General features: G+C 67.9%; 9 protein-coding genes. 5 read left to right on the top strand and 4 right to left on the bottom strand.

Annotation, left to right across the window (positions count from 1 at the left end):
• The first annotated feature begins 15 nt into the window (after positions 1–15).
• From BW733_RS01670 to BW733_RS01680, 3 genes are read left to right on the top strand one after another with little or no spacing between them, the layout of a single operon-like run.
• Positions 16–1404 (top strand): AAA family ATPase, encoded by a 1389-nt coding sequence (locus tag BW733_RS01670; protein WP_077347314.1) that lies wholly within the window; start codon positions 16–18, stop codon positions 1402–1404.
• Entirely contained in the window at positions 1404–2771 is a 1368-nt protein-coding gene (locus BW733_RS01675) for a glycoside-pentoside-hexuronide (GPH):cation symporter (RefSeq protein WP_152024519.1), read from the top strand. The genes BW733_RS01670 and BW733_RS01675 overlap by 1 nt, the downstream gene beginning before the upstream one ends.
• Positions 2743–4710 carry an alpha-glucosidase gene (locus tag BW733_RS01680; protein ID WP_077347318.1) on the top strand — a complete coding sequence of 656 codons (1968 nt, stop codon included), beginning with the start codon at positions 2743–2745 and terminating at the stop codon, positions 4708–4710. The genes BW733_RS01675 and BW733_RS01680 overlap by 29 nt, the downstream gene beginning before the upstream one ends.
• Before the next feature lie 143 nt (positions 4711–4853).
• Here the strand turns inward: BW733_RS01680 and BW733_RS01685 are convergent, their stop codons facing one another.
• Positions 4854–6281, bottom strand: a complete 1428-nt coding sequence (locus tag BW733_RS01685) for a phosphoglucomutase/phosphomannomutase family protein (protein WP_077347320.1) — start codon at positions 6279–6281, stop codon at positions 4854–4856.
• Between the two features lie 105 nt (positions 6282–6386).
• Positions 6387–7985 (bottom strand): ABC-F family ATP-binding cassette domain-containing protein, encoded by a 1599-nt coding sequence (locus BW733_RS01690; protein WP_179947133.1) that lies wholly within the window; start codon positions 7983–7985, stop codon positions 6387–6389.
• A 120-nt stretch (positions 7986–8105) separates the two neighbouring features.
• Here BW733_RS01690 and BW733_RS01695 point away from each other — a divergent pair, with 120 nt between their 5' ends.
• On the top strand, positions 8106–8750 hold the full coding sequence (locus BW733_RS01695; protein ID WP_077347324.1) for a response regulator transcription factor: 645 nt from the start codon (positions 8106–8108) through the stop codon (positions 8748–8750).
• A 17-nt stretch (positions 8751–8767) separates the two neighbouring features.
• Here the strand turns inward: BW733_RS01695 and BW733_RS01700 are convergent, their stop codons facing one another.
• The gene (locus BW733_RS01700; RefSeq protein ID WP_077347326.1) at positions 8768–9757 is read right to left on the bottom strand and encodes an IS481 family transposase; all 990 of its coding nucleotides are present in this window, start codon (positions 9755–9757) and stop codon (positions 8768–8770) included.
• 290 nt (positions 9758–10047) lie between these two features.
• Here BW733_RS01700 and BW733_RS01705 point away from each other — a divergent pair, with 290 nt between their 5' ends.
• Positions 10048–11208: a sensor histidine kinase gene (locus tag BW733_RS01705; protein ID WP_152024520.1), complete on the top strand. Its 1161-nt coding sequence runs from the start codon at positions 10048–10050 to the stop codon at positions 11206–11208.
• Here BW733_RS01705 and rarD read toward each other — a convergent pair.
• Positions 11190–12095, bottom strand: coding sequence for an EamA family transporter RarD (gene rarD, locus BW733_RS01710; protein WP_077347330.1), 906 nt, complete (start codon positions 12093–12095; stop codon positions 11190–11192). The genes BW733_RS01705 and rarD overlap by 19 nt on opposite strands.
• Positions 12096–12143 lie beyond the last annotated feature (48 nt).

Here is a 12143-nt window from a genome sequence, read left to right on the forward strand (position 1 = left end):
CACTACTGTGTGCCCATGGACATCGATGCCGATCTGCGCGCCTTCCTCAGCCAGTTCGTGAAGGTCGGGGAGCTTGCCGCGACGATGCGCCCGGAGGGCTCCTCGGCGCTGCTCGCGGACGTGCTCACCGAACATCTCGGCCGTCCCGCTGGCGAGATGGCGACCGTGACGAAGGAGATCGTCGGCTACCGCTTCGCCGACTACGACGTCGCCTTCGAGCTGCTGGCAGGCCCGGACGTGGTCGCGATCGGGATCGGCGGGGGCGAACATCGCCACCACGCCTCCCTCTCCGACCTGGTGGGCAGCCCATGGACGAACACCCCCGTCGGTCAGGTCGACTGGGCCGACGTCGCGGTCGGCGCCGACCAGACCCGTCGGGTGGTCGCGCTCGGCGTGCGGCTCTTCCACTTCCACGACCAGCCGGTCGCGGTCCTGACCCGTCGCAACTCGCGCGTGCACGGCAACGGGGTCGGGGTGATCGAGGTGCTCTGTCCGGACTCCCAGACGGCGAGCGACCTGCTCGCCGAGGCGACGGAACTCGGCACGCAGCGCTCCGTGCTGCGCGGCAACGTGGTCAGCCTCGACCTGATGGGCTACGAGGCCGAGGGCGACGGCTACCGCTTCCACGCCCGCCCCGACGTGCCCGTCGAGGCGGTCGTGCTTCCCGAGGGTGCCCTCGAAAGGGTACGGGGTCACGTGCTGGGGGTGGCCGAGCACGCCGAGACCCTTCGCCGTTACGGCCAGCACCTCAAGCGCGGCATCCTGCTCTACGGACCGCCCGGGACGGGAAAGACGCACACCGTCCGGCACCTGATCAGCGCCGCGACGCACCACACCGTCATCCTGCTCTCGGGCCAGACGCTGCACTATGTCCGCCAGGCCTCGACGATGGCGCGCCACCTGCAGCCGGCCATCGTGGTGCTGGAGGACTGCGACCTCGTCGCCATGGACCGGGAGATCGGACCCACCGGCCAGCCGCTGCTCTTCGACCTGCTCGACGCCCTCGACGGGCTCGACTCCGACACGGACGTGGCCTTCGTGTTGACCACCAACCGCGTCGACGTGTTGGAGGAGGCCCTCACCCAGCGGCCCGGGCGCGTCGACCTCGCCGTCGAGATCCCGCCGCCTGACCGCGCCGCCCGACGTCAGCTCCTCGAGCTTTACCGGGGAGACATCGGGTTCTCCTCGGAGGCGCTGGACGAGGTGGCGCGGCTCAGCGACGCCAGGACCGCGTCGTTCTTCAAGGAGCTGATCCGCAGGGCCGTGCTCTACGCCGCGGAGGAGGGCGTGGAGCCCGCCGACGCGCACCTGCTCACCGCGCTCGACACGCTGTTCTCCGATCAGGAGACGCTTTCACGCAACCTCGTCAGCGGCTTCCTCGACCCCACCCCCGGGCTCGACTGATGCGCACCCGGCTCGGCTTCGGGCTCGGCACCCTCGGGCGCGACATGGTCGCGGCGCTCGTGTCGATGTACCTGCTGTTCTACCTGACCGATGTGTTGGAGATCAGCGGGCCCGAACTGGCGGTGATCACGGCGATCCTGGTGCTGATGCGGGTCTTCGACGCCGTCAACGACCCCGTGATGGGCGTGATCGTCGACAACACGAGGAGCCGGTGGGGGAAGTTCCGTCCGTGGATCTTCTGGGGTGCCCTGCTCTGGGCCGTGGCCACCCTGCTGATGTTCTTCGACTTCGGGGCGACCGGATGGTCCTACGTCATCGTGTTCACCGTCGTCTACATCGTCTACGAGATCGCCTACACGATCAACGACATCTCCTACTGGTCGATGCTGCCTTCGTTGACCCAGGACCAGAAGGAGCGCGAGAAGATCGCCGTGGTGGCCCGGATCTGCGCCAACGTCGGCCTGTTCTCCGTCGCGGTAGGCCTCGTCCCCGTCACCGGCATGCTGTCGGATGCGCTCGGATCGACACAGATGGCGTGGTTCGTGGTGGCCCTCGCGCTCGTGGTGATCATGCTCGCCTTCCAGTCGCTGACGCTGATCATGACGCGCGAGCACGTCGCGGCGACGACGGAGTCCACCCCGCTGCGTGAACTGTTCTCCGTGATCCTGCGCAACGACCAGTTGCTGTGGGTGACGCTCGCCATGGTCGCCTACATGGCAGGCTACGGCGCGACCACCTCGTTCGGCCTCTACTACTTCAAGTACATCTTCGGCGACGAGGGCGCCTACCCGATCTTCGCCGCGATCCTCGGCGTCACCCAGATCACCGCGCTCGCCCTCTTCCCACTCGTGTCCCGAAGGCTGCGCCGGGGACAGATCCACCTGCTTGCGACGGTCTTGTGCGTGCTCGGCTACCTGGTGTTCCTCGCCGCGGGCACCTCGCTTCCGCTCGTCGCCGTGGCAGGCGTGCTCCTGTTCACCGGCCAGGGCGCCATCCAATTGCTGATGGTGATGTTCATCGCGGACTCCGTCGAGTACGGCCAGTGGAAGCTCGGCCGCCGCAACGAGTCGGTGACCTTCTCGCTCCAGCCGTTCATCTACAAGCTGGGCAATGCCATCTCCAGCGGCATCGTCGGCTACACGCTGATCCTCTCGGGGATCGACGTGGCCACGTCGGCCTCCGATGTCACTGACACGGGGGCGGCCCAGTTCAAGGTGGCCATGCTGGTGATCCCCATGCTGTTGATGGTGGCGAGCTACCTGATCCTGCGTTCGCGCTACAAGCTGGACGAGGAGACCTACGCGGGGATCCTGCGTGACCTGAAGGAGAGGCGAGACGATGGCGTTCCAGCCACTGACCAGGCGTAGCACCGTCCGCGATGTCTACCGCACCGCCGTCGGCCGTGACGTGATCGACAAGCTGCTGCTGCAGTCGGGGGTCCCACGGGCGGCCGTCTCGGCCGCCGGAGCGCTGCGGCTGTCTCTGATCGACCGGCTCACCTCCCGCTTCACGGGTCCAGGGTTCATCGATGCCATCATCAAGTTGGTCAACTCCGAGGCCGACCTGCCGCTCGAGGGGCTGTCTCCCGACCCGGTCCCGTGGTGGCAGGAGGCGGTGTTCTACCAGATCTATCCCCGCTCGTTCGCCGACTCCGACGGCGACGGGATCGGCGATCTGCGCGGCATCATCTCCCGCCTCGATCACCTCGCCGACCTCGGTGTCGACTGCGTCTGGCTCTCCCCCATCTTCGACTCCCCCAACCAGGACATGGGCTATGACGTGCGTGACTACCGCGCCGTCATGGAGGAGATGGGCACCCTCGAGGATCTCGACGAGCTCATCCGCGGCTGTCACGAGCGCGGGATGCGGATCATCCTCGACCTCGTGGTCAATCACACCTCCGACCAGCACGCCTGGTTCCAGGAGGCGCTCCTGGACCCGGACGGCCCGTACGGCGACTACTACTTTCTGGAGCGGGGCGATCCGAAGACCCCTCCGAACAATTGGACCTCGTTCTTCTCGGGCCCGGCGTGGCGCTGGTTCCCGGAGGCAGGGCGCTGGGCGCTCCACCTGTTCGCCGACGGCCAGATGGACCTGCGCTGGGACAATCCGGACGTGCGCCGGGAGGTGGCAGACATCGTCGGCTGGTGGCTCGAGCGCGGCATCGACGGCTTCCGGCTGGACGTGATCAACTACATCTCCAAGCCGGAGGGGCTGCCCGACGGCAACGCCTTCGTGGGCGCGCTGATGGGTTTCGTGGGGGTCGAGCATTACTTCTACGGACCGCGCCTCGGCGAGTTCCTGCGCGGTCTGCGCCGCGACGGCTTCACCAGGGACCGGCCGCCAGCCTCGACCCCTCGACGACGACTTGACGACGGCTCTCTCGGCGACCCGCTACCCCCTGACCCCGTCGGGGTGATGGTGGGTGAGACGCCCGGAGTGGGCGTGCAGCTCGGCCGCCTGCTCAGCGGCGGTGGTCGCGACCAGCTGGACCTGATCTTCAACTTCGACGTCCTCGACACCCCCGGACACACGCGCTGGGACGACTACGTCTACGACCCCGAGTACCTGAAGCGCTTCTACCGGACCTACCTCAGCGAGCTCAGCCCCAATGACTGGATCGCCGTGTTCCTCGACAACCACGACAATCCCCGGATGCTGAGCAAGCTGGCGGGAGGGGCGGAGCGGGATCCGGCCGTGCGGACGGCGGTCGGGAAGCTGCTCGCCACCGTCCAGCTCACGATGCGCGGCACCCCCTTCCTCTACCAGGGACAGGAGCTGGCCGCCGTCAACCAGGGCTTTGAGCACATCGACCAGCTCCGCGACGTCGAGTCGGTGAACCGCCACGCGGAGCTGCTGGCGGAGGGGGTGGGCCCGCGTGCCCTGTGGCGTCAGATCCTCGCCGGGTCGCGCGACCACGCGAGGGTGCCGATGCGCTGGACCCGGGAAGGCGGGTTCGGCGACGCCGTCGCCTGGTTGGAGGGCCGCGACGAGGCGCCCGGGTTCTCGGCGGCCGAGCAGGTCCCCGATCCCGCCTCCGTCTACGCCTGGCACCGTGACCTGATCGCGCTGCGGCGTCACCATCGGGCGCTGACGCTCGGCGACCTGACCTGGGTCCGTCCCGAGGTGAAGGGCTATCTCGCCTACGAGCGCAGCCTCGACGGCGAGCGGTTCCTGATCGAGACCAACCTGAGCCCGAAACAGCGCAGGCGGCCGAAGCTGACGGGGCGGATCGTCCCGGTCCTCGGCGGCCCGAGGGAGTCCACCATGCGCCCGTGGGAGGCGATCGTCAGCCGGATCGACTGAGTCCTCCACCGGTGTGCTCCAGCCCGGACTGCCGGCCTTCGGGGCCCTGCTGCGCCGCGACGACCTGGTGGCGTTGCTGGACGAGGCGGCCTGAACGACGCACGGCCCGGCACCCTCCGGGGTGTCGGGCCGTCGTCTACCGGTCAGAGGCGGAGGAACTCGCGGAACTCGTCGCAGCACTTCTCGGCGCGCTCGCGGCTCGGCAGCTCGCAGAAGATGCGCAGCAGCGGCTCGGTGCCAGAGAAGCGGGCGATGATCCAGCCCTCCTCGAAGTACACCTTGCAGCCGTCCTCGTACGAGGTGCGCACCACCGGCTCGCTGAACTCGGGGAGCTTCTTCTCCACCATCAAGGTGTTGAGAATCTCGGGCTTGCGCTCCGGGTCGAAGGCGAAGTCGGTCTCCGCCATGTAGTGCGGTGGGAACTGCCCGGTGATCTCCTCGTAGATCTGGCTCATCGGTTTGCCCACCACGGCGATCATCTCCACTAGCAGTGCGGCGGCGTAGATGCCGTCCTTGCCGGAGATGTGTCCGCGCACGGTCAGGCCTCCGGAGCTCTCGCCGCCGATGATCGCGTCGGTCTCGAGCATCTTGCCCGAGATCCACTTGAAGCCCACCGGTACCTCGTAGGCCTGCTCGCCGAACTTCGCAGCCAGGTCGTCGAGCAGGGACGTGGTCGCCACGTTGCGCACGACGGCACCCTTCCAGCCCTTGTACTTGAGCAGGTACCAGTAGAGGATCACCAGCAGCTGGTTGGGATGCAGGAAGTGGCCCTTGTCGTCGATGATGCCGATCCGGTCGGCGTCACCGTCGGTGGCGATGCCCAGGTCGCAGTGGTTCTCGACCACGAAGCGCGAGAGGGCCTGCAGCGTGTGCGACGTGGGCGAGGGAAGCCGACCGCCGAACAGCGTGTCGTGGCGGTCGTTGATCACCTCGACGTCCACGCGGGCGGTCATCAGGATCGTCTGCAGCGAGGTCTTCGAGACGCCGAACATCGGGTCGAGGGCGACCTTGAGGCCCGCCTCACGGATGGCCTCCATGTTGATCTGGGAGATGATCGAGTCGATGTAGCCGTTGAAGGTGTTGACCTCCTGGATCTCACCGGAGGCGATCGCCTTTGCGTAGGCGACGCTCGGGATGTCGGCCTCGGGCGCCCCCTCGAGGGCCTCCATCCGGCGCTCGACGTCCAGCGTCACGTCCTCGTCTGCGTCCTTGCCTCCACGGGTGAAGACCTTGATGCCGTTGTAGAGGGCGGGGTTGTGCGACGCGGTGATTGCCATGCCGTAGGGGAAGTCGCGGTCCTTGACGGTCCACATGATCAGCGGGGTGGGCGCCTGCGCCATCTTGATCACCTGGGTGGGGATGCCGTAGCCGGCGAAGACCTCCGCCGCCCACTCTGCCGCGACGTCGGAGAGGAACCGTCGGTCGTAGCCGATCACGATGCCCTCCCCCGCAACGCCCTCGTCCTGCATCCTCGTGGCGAGCGCGGCCGCGAGCAGCCGAACGTTCGCCCGGGTGAATTCGTCGCCGATGATCGCGCGCCAGCCGCCAGTTCCAAATTTGATTCGAGCCACGGTGCAACCCTAGACCCGCCGCACCGCGTGAGCGGTCACCAGAGCGAGCGAATGCGCACAGTGTTTGCGCGCACCGCTCAAACAGGTTGTGCGTTTGGCTGCGGCTCAGGCGAGGTCGATCAGCTCGGCGTAGTCGTCGGACCAGAGGTCCTCGACGCCGTCGGGAAGCACGAGGACGCGGTCGGGCTGCAGGGCCTCGACGGCGCCTGGATCGTGGGTGACGAGGACCACCGAGCCGGCGTAGGTACGCAGCGCGTTGAGCACCTCGGCCCGCGAGGCGGGGTCGAGGTTGTTGGTCGGCTCGTCGAGGAGCAGCACGTTGGCCGCGGAGACGACGAGCATGGCAAGGGAGAGCCTCGTCTTCTCGCCGCCCGAGAGCACCTTTGCGGGCTTTGCCACGTCATCGCCGGTGAACAGGAACGAGCCGAGCACCTTGCGCACGTCGGTGTCGTTCAGGTTCGGCGAGGCGGAGACCATGTTGTCGAGCACGCTGCGCTCCACGTCGAGGGTCTCGTGTTCCTGGGCGTAGTAACCCACGCGTGCCCCGTGGCCGAGCTCGACCGTTCCGGCGCTCGGCTCCTCGATGCCGTAGAGGATGCGCAGCATGGTGGTCTTTCCCGCACCGTTGAGGCCGAGGATGACCACCTTCGAGCCACGGTCGACGGCGAGATCGACCGCCGTGAACACCTCGAGCGAACCGTAGGACTTGCTCAGCCCGAAGCCGCGTACGGGGGTCTTGCCCGACGGGGCGGGATCCGGGAAGCGGATCTTGGCGACCTGGTCCTGCGCGCGCTCCCCCTCGACGCCTGCGAGTAGCTTCTCCGCGCGCTTTGCCATGTTCTGCGCGGCGACGGCCTTCGTGGCCTTGGCCCGCATCTTGTCGGCCTGGGCCATCAGCTGGGCGGCCTTGCGCTCGGCGTTGTGCAGTTCGCGCCTGCGTCGCTTCTCGTCGGTCTCGCGCTGCAGCAGGTAGCGCTTCCAGTCCATGGAGTAGATGTCCAGCTCTGCCCGGTTGGCGTCGAGGTGGAAGACCTTGTTCACGACGGCCTCGAGCAGCGCCGTGTCGTGGGAGATGATGATCAGCCCGCCGGAGAATCCCTGCAGGTAGCTGCGCAGCCAGACGATGGAGTCGGCGTCGAGGTGGTTGGTCGGCTCGTCGAGGAGCAGGGTGTCGGCATCGGAGAAGAGGATCCGTGCGAGCTCGATGCGTCGCCGCTGACCTCCCGAGAGCGTCTTGAGTGGCTGGGCGAGCACCCGGTCAGGCAGTCCGAGGTTCGACGCGATCCGCGCGGCCTCCGACTCGGCCGCGTAGCCGCCTGCCGCGAGGAAGGCGGCCTCTGCGCGAGCGTAGGCCGACATGGCCTCGTCGCGCTCGGCGCCGTCGGTGCTCGACATGAGTTCTTCGGTGCGCCGCATCCTGGCGATGGCCTGGTCGAGGCCACGGGCGCCGAGGATCCGGTCGCGGGCGATCTGCTCGGGATCGCCGGAGCGTGGGTCCTGGGGGAGGTAGCCGAGCTGGCCGCTGCGATTGACCGTCCCGCCAGCCGGCTGGGACTCCCCCGCGAGGATCCGGGTCATGGTGGTCTTTCCCGCGCCGTTGCGGCCGACCAGTCCGATCCGGTCTCCCGGGATGATCTGGAAGCTCACTGGCTCCAGCAACAGACGGGCCCCTGCCCGCACCTCGAGATCCTTCACCTGCAACACCGATCCAGTCTCGCGGTCCGGGGCCGCCTGAGCAAACTGGAGGGGCGCGATCATAGCCTCAGGGGGCGGCAAACGCGCCCCTCTTGGGCGTCTTCATGGACGAAGGGATACCCTGCTGACATGGCGCAGATCATCCGGGTTCTCCTCGCGGAGGACGATCCACTCGCCCAGCGGGCGGTGGCGGCATATCTGTCGCGAACCAGGGACATCGAGCTCGTGGCCACCGCAGCCGACGGCGTTGCCGCGGTCCAGCAGGCGACCCGGCTGCGCCCCGATGTCGCGATCGTCGACATCAACATGCCGAAGCTGAGCGGCATCGAGGTGACCCGGCGGATCACAGTCGAACCGGTCGACTCCAAGGTGGTGTGCTTCACCGCCCTCGGCGACGATCTGACGCTCAGCCGGGCCCTCGCGGCAGGGGCCTCCGGCTTCCTGCTGAAGACCGACAGCCCCGGACTCATCCAGCACGGGATCCGGGCCGCCTTCAACGGCGACGCCCTCGTCTCGCCGCAGCTCGTCACGGGGCTCCTGCGCGCGCACCTCCAGGTGCACAGCGAACCTCCGCCGGACCTGTCGCCCGCCGACCTGCGGCTCCTCGGTTTGCTGGGTCAGGGGCTCAGCAACGCGGAGATCGGCGAGAAGATGTTCCTCGCCACCAGCACGGTCAAGAGCTACGTGAGCAGGCTGCTCACGCGGCTGGACCTGCGCAACCGGACCGCACTCGCCGCGAGAGCTCACGAATGGGGCCTCGTGCATGAGGGATAATGGTCGCACTGAGGGCGCTAGCTGTTCACCCCGGATAGGTTGGGTACGCGCGCGGCTGGGGGATGTCCCTTGAGCGCGGTGTGGCCTCGGTGGTGATTGTAATGGTGCAGCCATTGGTCGAAGGCGGCGACTCGCTGGGTTTCGGAGGTGTAGGGCTGGGCATAGGCCCATTCCTCGAGCATGATGCGGTTGAACCGTTCGACTTTGCCGTTGGTTTGGGGTCGGTAGGGGCGGGTGCGTTTGTGTGTGATGTCGTCGCCGAGAGCCTTTTTGAAGGCGTTGGAGCGGTAGCAGGCGCCGTTGTCAGTCAAGACTCGTGTCACGGTGATCCCGGCGGCGTTGAAGAAGGCGTTGGCGCGTTGCCAGAACGCGGCGGCGGTTTCCTTCTTCTCGTCGGTCAGGATTTCGCTGTAGGCCAAGCGGGAGTGGTCGTCGACGGCGTTGTGGATGTAGGCATACCCGGGCCGGCGGTTCGTGGCGGTTCTGGTCTTGTTCCGGGTACCCGCGGCACGGCCCAGCACTTTGTGGCCGCCGCCGTCGGGGATCCGGCCGAGTTTCTTGATGTCGACGTGGACCAGGTCGCCGGGGGCGGCGTGCTCGTAGCGGCGTTTCTCGGCGCGTGAGGTTTTGATCCTGGCTCCGGTAGCAGGATCGGTCCATCGCAGGGGTGGGCAGCCGTAGCGCCTGATGACCTTGTGGACCGTCGAGGGGTTCAGGTGAAGGTGGTAGGCGATCCGGGCCGGGCCCCAGCGCTTGGTTACACGCAACCCGACGATGCGACGCTCGGTGCGCTGCGAGAGTTGATGCGGGCAATGCTTCGGGCGAGAGGACTTGTCGACCATCCCGGCCAGGCCCTGTTCGCGGTAACGCTGCGCCCAGCGGCGGGCGGTGTTGACCGCGACACCGAAACGTTCCGCGGCTCGCCGCAGGGTCCAGCCCTGGTCAACGACGAGCTGGGCCAGGTGCAGACGTCCGGTTTCGGTGAGTATGGCGTTACGGTGGGGCATGGAAGACCTCTGTTTCGTGAAATGGGTTCTGTCGTAAGTCCCACACTTCACTCAGAGGTCTTCCCCTATGTCCAGCAGACCCGCCGCGCGTACTCAATCTCCGTGGTCAGTACAGCTAGCCATCAGATCGGATCGGAGGCAGCTATGCACAATCTTCCAGAGTTGATCACCATCGTGGCGCCGACCGCGTCACTACTGTGGCCGTACTATCGGCGGCTGGTCCGCATCGGTTCCCGCCCGACGCGGCCTCAGGGACTCTGCAACATCATCCCGTCCCTCTGCAGTCGCTGGTGACGCATCCGACCTCGCGGCCTCTGCCCCAGTCCCCCTATCTGGAGGTCGTGCTCGCAGGCACCGCGCTGGTCGGAGTCATGGGCGTGCGAATCTTCCTGCAGTCGTACCAGCCCGCACCCCATTGGGTCGCAGACATCGTGCTGTGTGCCGTCGCGATGCTCGCCGCGAGGCGGCCGCTGGCCGCGGCCCTCACACAGGTCGGCGTGTTCGCCATGATTCTCGCGTTCCTGCCCACCTACGTCGGGATGGGCTTCCTCGGCGCCTTCGTGGTGATCTTCGCGCTGTTTCGGCTTCAAGTTCCCTACCGCTGGTGGATGAGCGCCCTCGTGTGGGGCTTCGGTCTCTGCGTCTTCGCACGAGTCACGCGATCGGTGGGCGAAACGCTCAGCAGCGCGCTGCTGATGCTCGTCCTCCTGCTGCTCAGCATCGGCGGCGCTGTCGTCTGGCGCAGGATGGCTCTTGCCGCCGAGCAGACCCGGGAACTCTCGGCACGGCGGATGTCCGCGCTTCGGGTCGCCCTTGCCCGCGACCTGCATGACACGGTCGCACAGACCCTCTCCCACGCGGCGATGCGCGCCTATCTCGCCTCGGACGACGACTCGCTCTCCCCCCAGGCCCGCCAGGACCTGGATGCGATCGCCGAGGAGTGCACCAACTCGGCACGGGACCTCCGCCAGCTGTTGACGGCGCTGCGTGAGTTCGAGGGCGAGACCGTTGAGACCGGGGACACCCCGTCCGATGCGGTCGAACTCGAGGCGAGCATCGAGCGCCAGCGCGAGCGGCTCCTCACCGCAGGGCTCGACCCTGACATCGCGCTCGACCTGGCAGACCTCAGCCCTGCCCAGGCGACGACGCTTGCGAAGATCACGGTCGAGGCCGTGAGCAACATGATCAAGCACGCCCCACCCGGTAGCCGGTGCGCGATCCGGCTCAGCTCCGACGAGTTGGTCGCCACCGCGCGCTACTCCAACCCCTCGCGGGCCTTGACCCCGCCGCAGCCCGGCACCGGGCTGATCGGCGTTCACGAGCGCGCCGGACTCCTCGGCGGCACGAGCGAGCAGACGCTCTCCGACGGCATCTGGGAACTGCGGGTCACGCTGCCGCTCGACTACCAGAGCGGCACCGCCGAGCGGTCGGCTCAGGCCAGACGCTCCTGACTCGCGGCGGCCCGGTTGCGGCGCCCGACGAGGACGGCGTCGACAGCGAACGCCGCGATCGCCAGCCACACGAGGGCGAAGCCGGCCCACCGCGACGCGGGCATCGGCTCATGGAAGACGAGCCAGCCGAGGAGGAACTGGCCGATCGGCGCGATGTACTGCAGCATCCCGAGCGTGACCATCGACACGTTGCGGGCCGCGTCGGCGAACAGCAGCAGCGGCACGGCGGTCACAATCCCGGTCGTGGCCATGAGCGCCCCGTAGCCCGAGAGCGGCTCCACGGTCGCGCCGCCGGTCGCCGCGAGGTAGCCGAGGAAGCCGATGGCGATCGGCGCCACCGCTCCCGTCTCGAAGGCGAGGCCAGGCAGCGGCGCCACGGAACGCCCCGCCAGCTTCTTGACGAGCGAGTAAGTGCCGAAGCTGAGCGCGAGCGCCAGCGCGATCCATGGCACCTGTCCGTAGCCGACGATCAGCACGATGACGGCGACCGCGCCGAACCCGAGGGCGACCCACTGGCCGGGGCGGAGCCGCTCCCGCAGCACGATCACGCCGAGCAGCGCGACGGCGAGCGGGTTGATGAAGTAGCCGAGCGCGGCGTCGAGGGTGCGCCCTGTCGAGACGCCGTAGACGTAGGTGGTCCAGTTGACTGCGATCAGCAGCCCGGCGGCGGCGAGGTAGGCAGCGACGCGTCTGTCGCGCCAGATGTCGCGGAGGTCGCCCAGCCTGCGCAGCGCGGTGAGCAGGATCAGGCAGAAGACGAGCGACCAGAGGGCCCGGTGGGCGACGACCTCGAAGGCGCCGGAGCGCGCGAAGAGCAGGAAGTAGAGCGGGAAGAGTCCCCACAGCAGGTAGGCGACCACGCCGCTGGCCAGTCCCGGTTGTCTCACGCGGGCGAGGCTACCCGCACCGTCGCATCGCGTCGCGCCGGGTCCGTG

Source organism: Tessaracoccus flavescens (assembly GCF_001998865.1).
Lineage (GTDB): Bacteria > Actinomycetota > Actinomycetes > Propionibacteriales > Propionibacteriaceae > Arachnia > Arachnia flavescens.